This is a genomic window from Rhodoplanes sp. Z2-YC6860 (assembly GCF_001579845.1).
Taxonomy (GTDB): domain Bacteria; phylum Pseudomonadota; class Alphaproteobacteria; order Rhizobiales; family Xanthobacteraceae; genus Z2-YC6860.
Genome location: NZ_CP007440.1, coordinates 4,258,560 through 4,274,723, shown reverse-complemented (window position 1 = coordinate 4,274,723; position 16,164 = coordinate 4,258,560). Strand labels below are relative to the sequence as shown.

Genomic DNA, 16,164 nt, shown 5'->3' with positions numbered 1-16,164 from the left:
GTTTTCGACAATGAAATGTGCTATTGCAACAGTCGCGATCGGCGAAAACCATCAATCGGCATACGCCGCGATCTTCAGACCGTCCGTGGAGCGATATGTTGCGCGGCACGGATACGATCTCGTAGTGTTCGACGATTATCTCGCCGGACCAGGAGACGCAGGCGAGCCAGTGATCAACTTCGAGCCGCTGCGTGTTCCGTTTCACGAACGGGTCCGCAGCTATGACCGAGTGATGGTGCTGGACGTCGATGTCCTGATAAGCTCGAAGGCACCGCCATTCCACACGCTTGATCTCGGCACAAAGATCGGCGTGGTGGACGAGTGGTGCCAGCCAACCCGCGAAGACCGCCGGAGGTTTCAGGTCGTCAACGGCATGGTGCCAACTGCACGCGAGTACCATGCGCTTGGTGGCTTTGCGCTCGACTCTGAAAGCGTCATCAACGGCGGGATGTTCATCTGCGCCCCGCAAATCCACGGCACGCTCTTCCGTGGTCTTGTCGCGCAGCACATCGAGACCCAGCGCGGCCACCCTTGGGGCCTGCAGTTCGAACAGGCGATGCTGAGCTTCGAGTTGCAGACAAGGGGGCTCGCCCAGTTCCTGCCCTCTTCATGGAATTGCCTTTGGCCGCACCATCGGCGAACGGCCAAATGGGGCGCGCCGCCGCCAAATACGGGCGCGCGAGAGCGCTGGGAAGATCTCAAGCGATTTCGTGAGGTGCTCGATGCGAATTTTCTGGTACACCTGACCGGCGGGCTCGACCATGATCTTGCGTTCGTTTCACGCAACCGATGAACGCGACGCATCTCCTTTAGTCTGGGGTGCAACACGATGACGGCCGCCGACGCTGTTCCGGTCGTGCTTTTCCTGTTCAATCGCCCGGCATCGCTTGCCCGCGTCGTAGACATTCTCTGCCGCGTCCGGCCGCAACTCGTGTTGGCCATCGCCGACGGGCCGCGCCCCGACCACCCGGAAGACATTCCGCGGTGCATCGCCGCACGCAAGATTGTCGAACGCCTGGACGGTTCATGCCGTGTCATTCGTCATTTTGCGGAGACCAACCTCGGTTGTGATCCGCGCATCAGGACCGGGCTCACCTGGGCATTCGAGCACATCTCCGAGGCGATTGTGCTTGAAGACGACGTCGTCCCTGACCCTTCTTTCTTTCCCTGGTGCGCACAAATGCTCGATCGCTATCGCGACGAGCCTCGAGTGATGCACGTGTCTGGCCGGAATCACCTTGGCCGTTGGACCCAGTCGGGTGATGGTCACTGCCTTCTTCACCGCGCCAGTGCTTGGGGTTGGGCGACGTGGCGACGTGCTTGGCAGCGTAACGTGACGATGCCGGGCACGCCCGACGATATCATGCGCACCGCCGCGACTTCCGCGGTCCAGCCCATCGTACTCGACAATTTCCTGATGCTGCAGGAACTCACCATAAAATATAAATCATCAGCTTGGGATACGGATTGGGAGATAAAGAAAGCATTGTTGGGCGGCTTATCGGTTGTACCTTCTGTGAATATGGTCGCGAACATAGGGTTCGGACCTGACTCCACTCACACCCACTTTGCGGGCGATATCGGGACGCTGACGCCGGTGGGGTCGTCGCCGTTGGGCGTCGAAGCGGATCGTTGCGTCGACGATGGCCGGCTCGAACGTTGGCAGATGCTGTTCGAGTTGATGGCCTCGTATCGTGAACCCAGCCTGGTCCGGCGACTTGCGCGCTCTGCCCACTTTGCCGCCGCGAAGCATTGGTCAGCGGATCGGCGCTTGCGCCATCACCTGGCGCCTTTCCGTGAACCGCATGAGTCACTCGCGGCACTTGAGCATTTCTGTGCCGCGGGCGCGCCAATGGAACCGCTTCGCGATCTAATGGATGCGCTGCGTCGCGCGAGCAATCATAATCAACCGCCGCGACACACCGAGATTTCCGTTCAACCCGCCGCCACTCCTATGGGGAGCGACTGATGTGCGGCATTGCCGGCCTCTTGGGACGGAAATATGAAAGCGAGTGATCTCTCGGTTGGCATCGTGATACCCGTGCGGAACGGCGCACGTACGCTTGCCGCCGCCATCGAGAGCGTGAGCCATCAAAACCCGCCGCCAAGCGACATTGTCGTCGTCGACGGTGGCTCCGAGGACGGCAGTGCCGCCTTTGCCCGCACTTTTGCCAGTGTACGTGTGATTGCGCAGGAGGGCCGTGGGCTTGGCGCCGCGCGCAATCAAGGCATTCGCGCAGTAGCCGGCGAGATCATTGCATTCTGCGACGCAGACGATTGCTGGACGGCAGGTGCGCTTGCGGCGCGCCTGGAGCATCTCGCCGCGGAACCGTCTTGCGGTGCGGTGATCGGCCAATTGCGCCGCACGCTCGTCGCGTCGGATAAGGCAACGCCGCAGCAGGCCTCGCGTCTCGGACGCGTCGAGGCCGCGTATACACCAGGCGGGCTCATGGTGCGCCGCTCATGCTTCGAGACGGTCGGTCCATTCGATGAGACCCTCACCGTCGGAGCCGACAGCGATTGGTTCGTGCGGCTCGTGCAGTCGGCGGTGCGGCTCGACGTATTGGACGAGACCGTGCTGCTGAAGGGGGTGCGCCACACCAGCCTTTCAACCGACGTTGCGACCTACCGCCGTGAGCTGTTGCAGGTGGCGCGTCGTTACATCGACCGCCGGCGGCGGGGCGCGCCTTGAACGCGCAAATGCAATCTGGGACCGCGCTGAAGATACTCCATATTATCCCCCGCTTCATCGGCGGTGGTCCGGAGCGTTCGCTGCTCGCATTCGTCGCCCAGGAGCGCGTCGTTGGCACCGCGAACCGGCATGCCGTCGTCATCCTGGACGTGCCGGTATCCTTGCACATGCTGGTGGCCGCGCGGAAACTCGGCGTCGAATTGGTCATTCGGCCCGAGCGCGACGCGCTCACGCGGCTCATCGAAGAGACGGATATCGTCCAGATCCATTTCTGGAATCATCCCGCTATGGCTACCTTGCTGCGCACGCTCGCGTTCCCACCGGCGCGCGTGGTGGTCTGGTCTCATGTCTTGGGAATCCACGCGCCTCAGGTTTTGACCGAAGATGTCGTGCTCTTCGGAGACCGGCTGGTTGTGACGTCAAGACGGACTCTTGGAAGCGCCGGCGCGCGACACGCGAGGCAACACGACATTCCCATCCATTACGTTCCAGGTGTTGCGGATATGAGCCGACTGGACGGCTTTGTGCCTCGCCAACATGACGGCATCTGTGTTGGCTACATCGGTGTCGTCAACGAGACCAAGATGCATCCGCGTTTTGCGGAGATGAGCGCGGCGATCCGTGCTCCGGAGATCCGGTTCGTCGTGTGCGGTGGCGGAGGCGGCGAAGCCCACCTGCGGTCTCGTTTCTCGGCGCTTGGTATGGCCGATCGCGTCGCTATTCGCGGAGTGATCGAAAACATTCGCGAGGCGTTGGAGAAGTTTGACATCTTTGGCTACCCGCTGGCGGACGACACCTACGCCACCAGCGAAAAGGCTCTGCAGGAGGCGATGTGGGTCGGCGTGCCGCCGGTGGTTTTCCCCCATGGCGGCTTGCGCGATCTCGTCGAGAATGAGCGCACCGGACTCGTGGTGACGACCGAGCAAGGGTATTCGGACGCGATCGAGCGGCTTGCCCACGATACGGGCTTGCGCTGCCGCCTCGGCGAGGAGGCACGCCGTTTTGCGCGTGCGGAATTTGAGCCTGCGCGCTGGTCGCGGGTATCGAACGAGTTGCTGCGGGCGATGATGGATGAGCCACCCAGGACGCGCGAGCCATGTCCAGGAGCGGGTGACAGTGCGGCGGCAAATTTCGTGCGCAGCCTGGGCGACCAAGCAGGCCCATTCGCCACCGCCCTGACCGAGCCTGTCGAAGCTTCACGACGGCGCGCAGCAGCGAACGAGCAGATCGCAGCGGCCTCCCGGCTGCTCGCAAATGGCGAAGGCGGGGTGGCCCATTATTGCAATGCCTTCCCCGACGACCCCGATCTGCGCTTCTGGGCCAGCCTTATCAGCGAAGCGGCGGCAAGGCGACGCGCCGCGCATCAGGAAACTCGCAGCCCGAGCGGGCCGGTCTAACGGCGGCCGGTAAGGCTCCCGAGCACACCGCGGATCAACGCTCTGCCGACCTGGGTGCCAACCTGCGAGGCGACCGAGCGGGCCACCTGCCGTACCACGACCTCGCCTGTCGTCATGCGCCCGCGCGAGCTGCCGCTTCCGCCCAGGACGCTGCCGAGCACGCCGCCCACCACGTCCCCCCAACCACGGCCGGAGCCTGGTTGTGGCGCGTCGGCTGGCGGCCCGCCAGCGGCGGAACCGCCGGACGGCGTGTCGCCCGCGGGCTCTTGCACCCGGCGTTGAAGGATCTCGTAGGCGGATTCGGGATCGATGGCTTGATCGTATCGGCCCCGGACCGGACTCTGCGCAATCACCGCCTTGCGCTCTTCGGGGGTCACCGGCCCGATCCGCGCCGCCGGCGGCGCGATCATGGTGCGCTCGACGATCGATGGCGTGCCGTTGCCCTCCAGGAATGACACCAGCGCCTCGCCCTTGCCCAGCTCGGTGATGACTTGCGCGGTGTCGAGCTTGGGGTTCGGGCGGAAGGTGTCGGCCGCGGCCCGCACCGCCTTCTGGTCGCGCGGCGTGAAGGCGCGCAGCGCGTGCTGGATGCGGTTGCCCAACTGGGCCAGCACCTTGTCGGGAACATCGAGCGGGTTCTGCGTGACAAAGAACACGCCGACACCCTTGGACCGAATGAGCCGCACTACCTGCTCGATCTTGGTGAGGAGTGCCGGCGGCGCATCGTTAAACAGAAGGTGCGCCTCGTCGAAGAAGAACACGAGCTTCGGCTTGTCGAGATCGCCCACTTCGGGAAGCTTCTCGAACAGCTCGGACAACAGCCACAGCAGGAAGGTGGCGTAGAGCTGCGGATTCTCCATCAGCTTGTCGGCCGCGAGAATGTTGATGTAGCCGCGGCCGTCGCGGTCCTTCTTCATCAGATCGTTGATGTCGAGCGCAGGCTCGCCGAAGAACTTGGCGCCGCCCTGGTTCTCGAGGATCAGCAATGCGCGTTGCACCGAGCCCACGGTGGCCTGGGCGACGTTGCCGTATCGAGCGCTGATGTCCTTGGAGTTCTTGCTCAGGTAGTTCAGGAGCTCGCGGAGGTCCTTGAGGTCAACGAGGCCGTTGGAATCGGCCTGGCCGAGCTGCGGATCGTCGTCGGCGTACTTGAAGGCGATGTTGATCAGGCCCTCCTGCACGTCATTGAGATTGAGCATCCGCGACAGCAGCAGCGGCCCCATCTCCATGATGGTGGTGCGGATCGGATGGCCTTGTTCGCCGAACAGATCCCAGAATATCACCGAGAATTCGTCGGGCTGGTACTTGAAGCCGAGATCGCTCGCTCGCTTCACCAGGAAATCCTTGGCCTCGCCAGCGGCCGCGATTCCGGACAGGTCGCCCTTGATGTCGGCGGCAAACACCGGGACGCCGGCACGGGCAAAGCCCTCAGCCATCACCTGAAGCGACACCGTTTTGCCGGTGCCGGTCGCGCCGGTCACGAGCCCGTGGCGATTGCCGAATTTGAGCGCCAGATATTCCGGCTTTCCGCTTTTGCCGATGAAGATCTTGTCGTCCTGGAAAACGTCGTCCGCCATCGTATTCCGCACCTAAGGGTTGTCGCTGTCGCAGAATGCTGCGTGTTTCGGTCCAACAATATGGCAAACCAGCCGCACCGCCCAGACCTCGAGACCGCGCCAAAACCGCTCATTGCAGAAGCAAAAGCCCCGGCACGCGGCCGGGGCTCCCGTCAGCTGCTGTCCGCGACCGAAACGACGACGTCAGTTGCCGACGGCGTCCGTCACGCATTTCTTCGTGTGGCTGGTCTTGGCCGCGCCGGCAAGCTTCTGCTTTGCCGAGTCGGCGTCACACGCCGTCTGGGCGTCTTTCTCGCACTTCGTCATGAAGCTCTTCAGCGCCGCGCCAGCGAGCTTTTTGTCGGCAGCGTCGCTCTTGCATGTCGCAAATGCGCTGGTGGCCACCAGCGAAAGCGCGGCGGCGAGAACCAAGGTTTTCATGGACCTCTCCCAATGTTGTCACCGCGCGATGAAATGCGAGCGCGGAACCCGAAGCTTAGGTCTCGGGGTGATATCCGGCAAGGATGTCCGGAGCGAATGGCCGGTCCGGAGCGACAACCGTAGAATTGTACCGCAGTGCGAGACAGACGTCAGAGGCCGGAGCGAAGCTTCGCGGCGACCGCCGCCAGAACCGTTAAAGCGTCGTCCGTGCCGTCGGCCGCTCCCTTCTCGAAGTCCTGGCCGGCCTGAGCCATTGCATTGGTAACGTGGGCAAGGCAGAGCACGCGCGCTTTCTTGACCGCGGCGAAGGTGTAGAGCGCGGCGGCCTCCATCTCCACCGCCACCGTGCCGCGTGTGCGCGCCCAGTTGATGGCCTCACGGGTTTCGCGGAACGGCGCATCGGTGGTCCAGGTCGCGCCGACGAAGGTCTGCATGCCACTCTCGGCAAGCGCCGCCGATGCCGTCGTAATCAGAGCTTTGTCCGCATGGGCAAACTCGGCGGGCGGTGCGTAGTGATCGCTCGTCCCCTCGTCGCGCAAGGCACGGTCGATCACGACGAAATACGGCGGCGTGCCCAAGACCTCGATCTGGCCTGCCGATGTCAGGCTGAGCAAAAGCTTGCAGCCGGATGTAAACAGTTCTTCGGCGATCAGCACGGCGAACGACGCGCCGACCGCGCAGCCTACGATCCCTGCCGTCTCGCCCGCGAGCTCGAAGCTGTCGAGCGCGGTGTGATAGCAGGCCCAGGCCGGAAATGGCTGCGAGCGCCCTTCCCGGCGCAGCCTGCGCACGATGTCGCCGTCGGGATCGAGAATGCAGACCGGCGGCACGTCGACAGCCGGCAGGTTTTTCTGCCGGCGCGCCTCGCGCAGCAGCGCACTCGGTTGAAACACCGATGGCGCCTGATAGTTCTTGTTGTCGCTGATCGGAGCCACACCGCCTCACTCGCGCTGAAACACGGCCCCGTAATGATAGGGCGGAAGCTCGGCCACGCGCACCAGCGAAAGCCCGCCGGCCTCGCCGTCGCGGATCGTTGCGTCCGTGGACATCCGCAGCTCGGTCTTGGGCCCGCGCGGCTCGCCCAGCACACGGGTTTCCTCACGCGGCCGCGGATGCCAGTTCACGATGGCCAGCAAGCCGTGCGGCTTGAGCACGCTGCGCACCGCTGCGACAAGCTTCGGACGGTCCGGCACGCCATGAAACACGTTGGCCAGAAAAACGAAATCGACCGGCTCGCGCACCATGGCCGGCAATCGCCAGGCGTCGCCTGCAACCATCTCGCAGTTCGTCACACCCAATTCACTCAGCCGCTGACGCGATGCTTCCAGGAGCTTCGGATCGATATCGACCGCTATTACGCGCGCCGCGAGTTTTGCGATCTGAGCCGTGAACCAGCCGTCCCCCGCGCACAAATCGATCACCGTAATGCCGGTCTTCATGCCGACGGAAGCGAGAACGCCGGCTGGGTCGGGCCATAGCGCCTCCCACCAGCCCGGGTCCGGCATTCCGGTGCCTTCGAAGAATTGCGGCGGCCGATCGATCATCGCCGCATGGGGCCACGTCGGACGCGATGGCGCAATGCCGAATCTATTTCGCTTCCTTGGCCCGTTTCACGCCTTCGAGGATCAGCCGGTGCGCATCCTCAATGCCGCCCCAACGCAGGACCTTGACCCATTTGCCGTCTTCGAGATCCTTGTAGTGCTCGAAGAAATGCTGGACCTGCTTGATCGTGATATCCGGCAGATCGGAATAGGATTTCACGCTGTCGTAGCGTTTGGTAAGCTTCGACGACGGCACCGCGATGATCTTCTCATCACCGCCGGCCTCGTCCTCCATGAACAGCACCCCAACCGGCCGCACGCTCATCATCGCGCCCGGTGTGATTGCTCGTGTGTTGACCACCAGCACATCGCATGGATCGCCGTCATCCGACAGTGTGTGCGGGATGAAGCCGTAATTTCCGGGATAGCGCATCGAGGTGTACAGAAACCGGTCGACGAAGAGTATGCCCGACGGCTTGTGCAGTTCGTATTTGATGGGCTCCCCGCCGATCGGCACTTCGATGATCACGTTGATGTCGTGCGGCGGATTTGCGCCCACGGAGATTGCGTTGAGGTCCATCGAATTCAATTCCTATGGTGGATAAAAGGGCATTGAAAGAACCCTCCGAACGCGAACCTCCCCAAGCTTGGCAGTTTTTTGCAGCCTCTATTTTTTGTTCGAGGGGTCGGGGTGAACCGGATCCACCCAGGGCACCGTCTCGGGCTTTTCGACAGGTTCGATGTCGAGATTGATCGCGATCGCCTCACCGTCGCTTCGCACCAGCACACATTCCAGCACCTGGTCAGGACTGGCGTTGATCTCCTGATGCGGCACATAGGGCGGCACGAAGATGAAATCGCCAGGCCCCGCCTCCGCGGTGAACTGCAACCGCTCGCCCCAACGCATCCGTGCCTTGCCGCGCACCACATAGATGATGCTTTCGAGATGCCCGTGATGATGCGCACCGGTCTTGGCATCGGGCTTGATCGTTACCGTGCCGGCCCAGAGCTTTTGGGCACCAGCGCGGGCGAAGTTGATCGCGGCCTTGCGATCCATACCCGGCGTCGACGGCACGTTGGGGTCGAGCTGGTTGCCGGGAATCACCCGGACGCCGTCATGCTTCCAGCGGTCGTCGTGATGGCTATGATCGTGTGCATGTGTCATCGGCGTGTCACTTCCCGCTGTCTTAGAACAGACCGTATTCTTCCCACTTCGCCTTCGGGATGGACTTGCCGGTCTGATATTCGAACGACAGGACCTTCATGTGGTCGGGGGTCGCCTCGCAAACAAACGACAACTCGTACCAGTCACCTTTGCTCCGGAAGGCGCCGCCTGTCGCAGTGAGTTTGTGGCCGTCGGTCTTGGGATCGGCGCTGGCCGCCCCCTGCGCGCGGTCGGGTGAGAATTTCTGATCCTTCTTGATGCGGTTCATCGCCTCGAGATCGCAGATCTGCTCCAGGCGGGTCTGCGGGTCGAGTCGATCGAGGGCCTTGCGGAACTTCTCGTTTACGCCCGCCTTCGAGACCGCAGCGGTCTTCGTGCGCTTGGTCTTCGCATCGGCTGCGATTGAGCTTCCGGCAAGGGCGACTATGAGCGCAAGCGCAAGAATCTTCCAAAAACGCATTTCCAAGGTCCTTTAAGTCCCAGAATCGTGATGGCCGCCTGCCTCCCGGAGCCGGTTTATCGCAACTCCGCTTGCTGTGCACCAGTCTCGATTGAGCCCCCGACGCCGCCCGCTTGTCCGGACAAGATCCAACGGCCAGCAGTCGGATTGAAAAGACACGGTGATTCCGGCTCAAGGACCCGGCATGTATTTCCAAAATCGCGGCCGGAGCTTGGCATCACGGACGGTGATCTGATTTGCGGATTGCGGTCTTTATCAGCGACCGCAGGATGGCGTAGCCTCGAACTGTCCACACACAAGTGGGGGCAGCCACAAGAACAAAACGCCATCCCTGGGAGGAGTTTGATGCCAACGTATAAGATCGCCGTGCTGTCTGCCGTGGCGGCGCTGGCCATGCCATTGATCTCGACTGGCGGCGCGCTGGCCCAATCGAATCCCGCAACACTTGCCGGCGTCGTGACCTCCGATCGCGACGGGCCGATGGAAGGCGTCTTGGTCAGCGCCAAGAAGCAAGGCTCGACCATCACGGTGACGGTCGTCAGCAACGACAAAGGCGAATACGCATTTCCGGCCGGACGGCTCGAACCCGGGCAATATCAAATCGGAATCCGCGCCGCAGGCTATGCGCTCGACGGCTCCGGCGCAGCGACCCTCACCGCAAGCCAGCCCGCCAAGGCCGATCTCAAGCTCAAACCCGCGCCGGTGACGACCGCGGAGCTCACCAACTCCGAATGGCTGACCAGCGCGCCGGGGCCGGACGAGCTCAAGCGCGGCCTGCTGAACTGCACGGACTGCCACAGCGTGCAGCGCATCTTCGAATCCAAACACACCAGCGAAGAATTCATGGCGGTGTTCGAGCGCATGGGGGGTTACTATCCCGGCGCCTCCGACATGCAGCCACAACGCCTCAATGGCGAGCACCGGCGCCCGGCCGTGAACCCGGCGATGGCGCAGGCCTTCTCGACCTATCTCGCCGCACTCAACCTTTCGGCCAAGCCCCAGCATGGCTTTGAGCTGAAACTCACCCCGCGCGCCAAGGGCCGTGCCACTCGCGTCATCATCACCGAATACGATCTGCCGCGAAAAGAAATCCAGCCTCACGACGTGATCGTCGATGCCGACGGCGGCATCTGGTACTCGCATTTCGGCGAGCAGTTCTTGTCCAAGCTCGATCCCAAGACCGGCAAGGTCACCGACTATCCGATCCCGGTGCTGAAGCCCGACCACCCCAAGGGCACGCTCGATCTCGAGGTCGATCACAACGGCTATATCTGGGTCGGCATGATGTACCAGGGCGGCATGGCCCGCTTCGATCGGAAGACCGAGCAGTTCCGTGTCTATCCTGTGCCGAAGGAATGGCAGACCGACGCGACCCAGCAGTCGCACTTTTCGGTCGCCGGCATGAAGGCCGACGGCAAGGTCTGGGTGAAGAACTCGGACCGCTCGCAGGTGATGAAGCTCGATCCCGAGACCGGCAAGTACGAGAACCTCGGCTCGTTCAAGATCCCGTCGAACGGCCGACCGATCGGCATCTACGGCATCTATGCCGATCAGCAGAACAACGCCTACATCCTCGAATTCGGCAACGGCGGCATCGGCAAGATCGACGCCAAGACCGGCGCCATGGCGTTCTATCCAACGCCGACGCCGTTCTCGCGCGCGCGTCGCGGACGCGTCGACAGCGAAAACCGGCTGTGGTTCGCCGAGTTCGGGAGCAACGGCGTCGCGATGTTCGATCCCAAGACCGAGAAGATCACCGAGTGGAAGAAGCCGCTCGAATGGGAGTCACCCTATGACGTGGTCGCCGATCGCTTCGGCACCGTCTGGGAGGTCAACGAGTCCTCCGATCGCCTCGGCCGGCTCAATCCCAAAACCGGCGAATGGGTGAACTATCCGCTGCCACGCTACAGCAACTTCCGACGCGTGTTCGTCGACGACCGGACACCACAGGTCGCGGTCTGGGTCGGCAACGATCATGCCGCGCAGGTGGTGAAGCTCGAGCCGTTGGATTGATGGCTTTGCTCAGTCGCGGCCGATATCGACGGTCACTGGCGGAGGTGAGCGTGGGGCTCCGTCAATGGGTCCTCATCGCCGGCATAGCCTTGGTCGTTTGGCCAGGACTTGCGATAGGGGACGATTATCCATCTCGTCCGGTCCGGGTGGTTGTCGGCTTCGCTGCGGGCAGCGGCCCGGACATTCAGTCGCGCACGGTTTCGAGCCAGCTGGCGACCGCACTCGGACAGCCGTTCTATGTCGAGAACCGGCTGGGCGCCAACGGCACCATTGCGGCACGCGCCGTCGCTCAATCGGACCCGGACGGGACGACGCTGCTGTATTCTAGCTCGTCCATCGGCTCGACGCCGTTCCTGTACAAAAACCTGGGTTACGACACCTTCGCTGATCTCCAGCCCATCGCCACCATCGGCATTCTGGACGGGTCGTTGCTGCTGGTGGACGCAAAGTCGCCGATCCAATCGGCGCCGGACCTCATTCAGCGTGCCAAGAAAGACCGCCTGCTCTACGGCTCGCCCGGCGTCGGCAATGGCCTGCATCTTGTGACGGAGATGTTCAGCGTCAAAGCCGGCATCAAGATGCAACACGTGCCCTACAAAGGCGCTTCGGAGGTGATGACCGCACTCTTGAGCGGCAGCATCGATCTGATGTTTGTTTCGCCGCCTTCGGTCATTGGCCTGATCAAGGAGGGGCGTGTGAAGGCGCTGGCCTTTACCGGGAACAAGCCATTTCCGGCATTTCCCGATGTCCCGCTGCTCAAGGACATGGTTCCCGGTTTCGAGCCGATGGGCTCCTGGGGTCTGTTCTTTGCGCAAGGCAAGACGCCCAAGCCCATCGTCGAGACGCTCAACGGCGCAATCCGCGAGACATTGAAACTCCCCGCGGTCGCCAGCGTGATGCAGCGCGACGGCTACCTTCCCGACAACCGCGATGTCGCACAGACAACGGCATTCTTCCGAAGCGAGGTCGAGCGGATCGGTGAGGCGGTCAAGGCGGCGGGCATCGCACCCAACTGACGGCACGCCCTCGCCTGTTGTGGCTCGACGCCATTGGCCTCGCGGTCTCAGTCGACGCGTTTGAGGAACGCGCTGAAGATCTCAGCGAGCCGTCCTTCCTTGGACTTCCACTCCTGCTGGTCCCATTCCTTCAGGAGGTCGTTGTCGAGCCTCTTCACCACCACGTCATCGTGGAATTCGCTGTTGCCGATCAGACTCGCGGCCTTGCGGGCGGTCTGCGGCGTGTGCACCTGGTCGTTGCCGGCGATGATGCAGGCGGGAATCTTCAGGGCGCGAAGTTGCGCTTCCGTGGCGCCCACCACTGGCAGGTCGGCAGCGGCGAGAAAATTCTTGCGCCAGATGTCCATGATGGCGATGAAATCCTCCGGTTTCATCGCCATCAGCCGCTCCCGGTTGGACGGCCGCGCCTTGATGCAGGCGGCAAAATGATCCGACGCGCAAACCGCCGCCATTCCGCCGGCCTTGGCCATCTCGGCAAACGAACCGTAATACTGATGCGCAAGCTTCTGCGCCGCGTGCTGTCCGCCGGTGACGCGCCACAGCAGCATTCCCTTGACGGCGTCAGGGTGGCGCAAGGCGAACAACAGCGCGAGGCGCGCGCCGGCGGACGATCCGCCGACGTACAGCGGCAGCGCATTGAGCTGCTTCGCCAGTTCATAGAGGTCATCAGCCCATATCTCGTGCTCGGAGCCGCGCGCCTCGATCCCAACTTCGGAGCGGCCGCAGTTGCGCCGGTCGTGCAACAGCACGCGATAGCCGTGCTGCGCCAGCATTTTCGATAGCGGCACCAGCTCGTCATACGAACGGCGGCTGCCTGGCGTCAGCGCGATCCACGGGCCCGCATTGCCGATGACCTCATAGAAAATGACGACGTTACCAACCTTGGCTTCAGACATTTTGCTCAGCCTTCCGCATGCAGCACCTTGCCAGCGGCCGTCACAGGCTTCGCGGCGACCAGGACAAAGGCGACAATGGCGACATCGTTGCTGCGGTTGACCCAGTTGTGCACAGTGCCTCGCTGCACCAGCACATCACCGGCCTTGAGCGTCACGGTCTCGCCATCGAGTTCCATATCGATCTCGCCGGAGATCACCACGGCATAGTCGACCGAATCCGTGCGATGGCGGCGCGGCACGACACCGGGCTCATAGCGTACCACGCGGAATACGGTGCCATTCTCCAGGGTGGTGCCGAGCTTGCGTTGACCTGCGTCCTCGTCGCCATCGTTGTTGACGGGGAACGTGTCGGTCGACCAGACCACCGTGGAGGCGACACCCTGGCGCCGCGACGAAATGTTCTTGGCAATCTCGTCGATCTTCACCACCGCACGTCCGGAGGCGTCATGACCCGTGACCACGCGACGCGGCTTCAAACTCATTTCGACAGTCCTCCCAGTTTTCTTAACGCGTGGCACTTTGTGCCGAAACACGCCGTTTCCGTCCAGTAATGTGCAGCCGGCCGCTCAATGATGCGCGCGATCCTGACACGTGCCGTAGTCTCCGGACTCGATCTCATCAGGCGACATGCGGGAGAGCTGAGGCTTGCCGTGCATCGCGCGCCAGATGCGCTCCGGCGTCACCGGCATCTCGATGTGGTCGACTCCGAACTCCGACAGGGCGTCGACGATGGCATTGACCACGACGCCCAGGGCCGGCGTGGTGCCGCCCTCGCCGGCCGGCCGGAAGCCCAGCGGATGCGTCGTCGAGGGCACTTCGGTGATCTCGGTGGTGAACGACGGCAACGCGTGGGCGCGCGGCATCGCGTAGTCCATGAAAGTGCCGGACAAAAGCTGGCCGGTGCCCGCGTCATAGAAGCATTGCTCCAGCAACGCCTGGCCGATGCCTTGCGCCATGCCGCCGTGGGTCTGACCATGGATGATCAGCGGGTTGACGGCGCGGCCGACGTCATCCACGCCGGTGTGCTGCACGATCCGCCAGGTGCCCGTGTCGCCGTCGATCTCGACCTCGCAGACGTGACACCCGTAAGGAAAACTCGCGTCGTTGACGGTCTCGTCGCACTCGGCTTTCAACGCGCCGCGCAATGACGCCGGCAGATCGGTGCGTTCGGCCATCGCGGTTGCGACCTCGCCGAGCGTGACCGAGCCGCCGCGGCCCGTCGCGGTGAAACGCCCGTCATGAAATTCGAGATCATCGGATTTCGCCTGCAGCAGCAGTGCCGCCACCTGCCTGGCCTTCTCGATGATCGCGAGCGAAGACTTCCAGATCACGATACTGCCGAGCCGCATGCCGCGGCCGGAATGCGTGCCCCCGCCGACCTTGACGACGTCGGTGTCGCCGGTGATCAGGCGCACCTTGTCGATGGGCACACCGAGCCACTCGTTCAGAAGCTGCGCGAAGCTCGTCTCGTGACCCTGGCCGTTTGAAACCGTGCCGATGACGACATCGACGCTGCCATCCGCTAGCACGGTAAGTTCGGCCCGCTCGCGCGGAATGCCGGTTGCGGTGTCCACATAGTTGGAGATGCCGATGCCGCGGTAGCGCCCTTCCCGGCGCGCCTTGGCCTTGCGTTTGGCGAAGCCCTTCCAGTCGGCAAGCTCCAGTGCCTTGTCCATCGCCTGATGGTAGTCGCCGCTGTCGTAGAGCATACCGAACGGATTCTTGTAGGGCAGTTCCTTCGACTTCAGCAGGTTATGCCGCCGGAGCTTGACGCGATCGAAACCAAACTGCCGGGCGGCAATGTCGATCAGCCGCTCCATGACATACATCACCTCGGGGCGGCCGGCGCTGCGGTACGGGCGCGTCGGCGCCGTGTTGCTCAGCACGCAGCGCGCGCGGAAATGCGCGGCCGGCACCCGGTAGATGCTCGACATGATCTCGACGCCCTTCTGGACCATCGAGTAGTTGCCGCTGTGGGCGCCGAGATTGCCGATGTTGTCGCCGCGCATCGCGAGAAACCGGCCGTCCTCGTCGAGCGCAAGCTCCGCGTCCACGGCGAGGTCGCGGCCCTGGTAATCGCTGAGCAACGCTTCGCTGCGGTCGGAGGTCCATTTCACCGGGCGGCCGATTTTGCGGGCGGCCCAGGCCACCAGCGACTGCTCGGCGAAGATCGCCCCGCGCGTTCCGAAATTGCCGCCCACATCGCGGATCACCAGCCTCAGGTCGTCATCCTGCACGTCGAGGGTCAACGCCAGGTCCTTGTGCAGACGGCGCGTCGAGCCGTTGCAGGTGTGGATCGTGTAGCGGTTGGTTGCCTTGTCGTATTCTCCGATCGCGGCGCGCGGCTCCATCGGCGAGCCGGCGATGCGCGGCACCCAGGTCCTGATCCGAGCGACATGCTTGGCGCGTGCGAAGGCTTCCGCCGTCGCCTCGCCATCGCCGACCTTGGCGTCGATACAGATGTTGGAGCCGTGCTCGTCATAAAGAACCGGCGACTCCTTCTTGGCCGCATCCGGTGCGTAGGTGACACATGGCAGCGGTTCGAAATCGATGACGACCTGCTCGGCGCCATCCTTGGCGGCGGCAACCGTCTCGGCGACCACCATCACCAGCGGCTCACCGACGAAGCGCGCCTTGTCGTAAGGCAGCGGGAAATCCGGCGCGTTGTAGGGCGCCGTGCCGTCGCTGTTGATCAACGGCATCTCCGCGGGATGCCAGGAGAATGTCTTGTTCGGCACGGCCTTCATGCCGTCAGCGATCCAGTCCTTGCCGGTGAGCACAGCGATGACGCCACGCACCGCGCGCGCGGCCGTCGTGTCGATCGAACGGATCACCGCATGAGCATGCGGCGAGCGCAGCATCGCCGCATAGGCTTGCCCGGACAGATTGAGATCGTCGGTGTAGCGCCCTTTGCCGGTGATGAGGCGCAAATCCTCCCGGCGCCGCACTGGCTGGCCGATGCCCGTTCCCATGGCCTGCTCGGACAC

At 63.2% G+C, this 16,164-nt stretch carries 16 protein-coding genes; 6 read left to right on the top strand and 10 right to left on the bottom strand.

Annotation, left to right across the window (positions count from 1 at the left end; all coding sequences use genetic code 11):
- The first annotated feature begins 10 nt into the window (after positions 1-10).
- The 4 genes from RHPLAN_RS19820 to RHPLAN_RS19805 are packed head-to-tail and all read left to right on the top strand — an operon-like array spanning position 11 to position 4,089.
- The gene (locus RHPLAN_RS19820; RefSeq protein ID WP_068021121.1) at positions 11-793 is read left to right on the top strand and encodes a hypothetical protein; all 783 of its coding nucleotides are present in this window, start codon (positions 11-13) and stop codon (positions 791-793) included.
- A 36-nt stretch (positions 794-829) separates the two neighbouring features.
- Positions 830-1,969, top strand: a complete 1,140-nt coding sequence (locus RHPLAN_RS19815; RefSeq protein ID WP_068021119.1) for a glycosyltransferase family protein — start codon at positions 830-832, stop codon at positions 1,967-1,969.
- A 33-nt stretch (positions 1,970-2,002) separates the two neighbouring features.
- Complete coding sequence (locus RHPLAN_RS19810; protein ID WP_068021117.1) at positions 2,003-2,692, top strand: glycosyltransferase family A protein; 690 nt, start codon at positions 2,003-2,005, stop codon at positions 2,690-2,692.
- On the top strand, positions 2,689-4,089 hold the full coding sequence (locus RHPLAN_RS19805) for a glycosyltransferase family 4 protein (protein ID WP_157100373.1): 1,401 nt from the start codon (positions 2,689-2,691) through the stop codon (positions 4,087-4,089). Before RHPLAN_RS19810 ends, RHPLAN_RS19805 begins: the two co-directional genes overlap by 4 nt.
- On the opposite strand, the gene RHPLAN_RS19800 is transcribed toward RHPLAN_RS19805, so the two are convergent.
- The 7 genes from RHPLAN_RS19800 to RHPLAN_RS19770 form a co-directional block, all read right to left on the bottom strand.
- Positions 4,086-5,666 carry a helicase HerA-like domain-containing protein gene (locus RHPLAN_RS19800; RefSeq protein WP_068021113.1) on the bottom strand — a complete coding sequence of 527 codons (1,581 nt, stop codon included), beginning with the start codon at positions 5,664-5,666 and terminating at the stop codon, positions 4,086-4,088. The genes RHPLAN_RS19805 and RHPLAN_RS19800 overlap by 4 nt on opposite strands.
- Before the next feature lie 183 nt (positions 5,667-5,849).
- Positions 5,850-6,086 (bottom strand): hypothetical protein, encoded by a 237-nt coding sequence (locus RHPLAN_RS19795; RefSeq protein WP_068021112.1) that lies wholly within the window; start codon positions 6,084-6,086, stop codon positions 5,850-5,852.
- Between the two features lie 149 nt (positions 6,087-6,235).
- Positions 6,236-7,021: a nucleoside phosphorylase gene (locus tag RHPLAN_RS19790; protein WP_068021110.1), complete on the bottom strand. Its 786-nt coding sequence runs from the start codon at positions 7,019-7,021 to the stop codon at positions 6,236-6,238.
- A gap of 6 nt (positions 7,022-7,027) precedes the next feature.
- Entirely contained in the window at positions 7,028-7,630 is a 603-nt protein-coding gene (locus RHPLAN_RS19785) for a class I SAM-dependent methyltransferase (RefSeq protein WP_068021108.1), read from the bottom strand.
- Positions 7,631-7,673: 43 nt separating this feature from the next.
- Positions 7,674-8,207, bottom strand: coding sequence for an inorganic diphosphatase (gene ppa / locus RHPLAN_RS19780; protein ID WP_068021106.1), 534 nt, complete (start codon positions 8,205-8,207; stop codon positions 7,674-7,676).
- A gap of 87 nt (positions 8,208-8,294) precedes the next feature.
- Positions 8,295-8,792, bottom strand: a complete 498-nt coding sequence (locus RHPLAN_RS19775; RefSeq protein WP_068021104.1) for a cupin domain-containing protein — start codon at positions 8,790-8,792, stop codon at positions 8,295-8,297.
- A gap of 22 nt (positions 8,793-8,814) precedes the next feature.
- Positions 8,815-9,252, bottom strand: a complete 438-nt coding sequence (locus RHPLAN_RS19770) for a DUF930 domain-containing protein (protein WP_084245229.1) — start codon at positions 9,250-9,252, stop codon at positions 8,815-8,817.
- A 345-nt stretch (positions 9,253-9,597) separates the two neighbouring features.
- Here RHPLAN_RS19770 and RHPLAN_RS19765 point away from each other — a divergent pair, with 345 nt between their 5' ends.
- Both RHPLAN_RS19765 and RHPLAN_RS19760 read left to right on the top strand, forming a co-directional pair.
- Positions 9,598-11,265, top strand: coding sequence for a carboxypeptidase regulatory-like domain-containing protein (locus RHPLAN_RS19765; RefSeq protein WP_068021103.1), 1,668 nt, complete (start codon positions 9,598-9,600; stop codon positions 11,263-11,265).
- A 50-nt stretch (positions 11,266-11,315) separates the two neighbouring features.
- Entirely contained in the window at positions 11,316-12,281 is a 966-nt protein-coding gene (locus RHPLAN_RS19760) for a Bug family tripartite tricarboxylate transporter substrate binding protein (protein WP_198164423.1), read from the top strand.
- Positions 12,282-12,328: 47 nt separating this feature from the next.
- Here the strand turns inward: RHPLAN_RS19760 and RHPLAN_RS19755 are convergent, their stop codons facing one another.
- The 3 genes from RHPLAN_RS19755 to RHPLAN_RS19745 all read right to left on the bottom strand — a co-directional run bounded on the left by RHPLAN_RS19755 (position 12,329) and on the right by RHPLAN_RS19745 (position 16,164).
- Entirely contained in the window at positions 12,329-13,177 is an 849-nt protein-coding gene (locus RHPLAN_RS19755; protein ID WP_068021099.1) for an alpha/beta fold hydrolase, read from the bottom strand.
- Positions 13,178-13,182: 5 nt separating this feature from the next.
- Positions 13,183-13,659: a cupin domain-containing protein gene (locus tag RHPLAN_RS19750; RefSeq protein WP_198164422.1), complete on the bottom strand. Its 477-nt coding sequence runs from the start codon at positions 13,657-13,659 to the stop codon at positions 13,183-13,185.
- Between the two features lie 84 nt (positions 13,660-13,743).
- Entirely contained in the window at positions 13,744-16,164 is a 2,421-nt protein-coding gene (locus RHPLAN_RS19745; protein ID WP_237179864.1) for a xanthine dehydrogenase family protein molybdopterin-binding subunit, read from the bottom strand.

Excerpts from the sequence above, each read along its gene's own strand:
- RHPLAN_RS19820 (WP_068021121.1), top strand. The coding sequence starts at position 11 with ATGAAATGTGCTATTGCAACAGTCGCGATCGGCGAAAACCATCAATCG.
- RHPLAN_RS19815 (WP_068021119.1), top strand. The coding sequence starts at position 830 with ATGACGGCCGCCGACGCTGTTCCGGTCGTGCTTTTCCTGTTCAATCGC.
- RHPLAN_RS19810 (WP_068021117.1), top strand. The coding sequence starts at position 2,003 with ATGAAAGCGAGTGATCTCTCGGTTGGCATCGTGATACCCGTGCGGAAC.
- RHPLAN_RS19800 (WP_068021113.1), bottom strand. The coding sequence starts at position 5,666 with ATGGCGGACGACGTTTTCCAGGACGACAAGATCTTCATCGGCAAAAGC.
- RHPLAN_RS19795 (WP_068021112.1), bottom strand. The coding sequence starts at position 6,086 with ATGAAAACCTTGGTTCTCGCCGCCGCGCTTTCGCTGGTGGCCACCAGC.
- RHPLAN_RS19785 (WP_068021108.1), bottom strand. The coding sequence starts at position 7,630 with ATGATCGATCGGCCGCCGCAATTCTTCGAAGGCACCGGAATGCCGGAC.
- ppa (WP_068021106.1), bottom strand. The coding sequence starts at position 8,207 with ATGGACCTCAACGCAATCTCCGTGGGCGCAAATCCGCCGCACGACATC.
- RHPLAN_RS19775 (WP_068021104.1), bottom strand. The coding sequence starts at position 8,792 with ATGACACATGCACACGATCATAGCCATCACGACGACCGCTGGAAGCAT.
- RHPLAN_RS19770 (WP_084245229.1), bottom strand. The coding sequence starts at position 9,252 with ATGCGTTTTTGGAAGATTCTTGCGCTTGCGCTCATAGTCGCCCTTGCC.
- RHPLAN_RS19765 (WP_068021103.1), top strand. The coding sequence starts at position 9,598 with ATGCCAACGTATAAGATCGCCGTGCTGTCTGCCGTGGCGGCGCTGGCC.
- RHPLAN_RS19755 (WP_068021099.1), bottom strand. The coding sequence starts at position 13,177 with ATGTCTGAAGCCAAGGTTGGTAACGTCGTCATTTTCTATGAGGTCATC.
- RHPLAN_RS19750 (WP_198164422.1), bottom strand. The coding sequence starts at position 13,659 with ATGAGTTTGAAGCCGCGTCGCGTGGTCACGGGTCATGACGCCTCCGGA.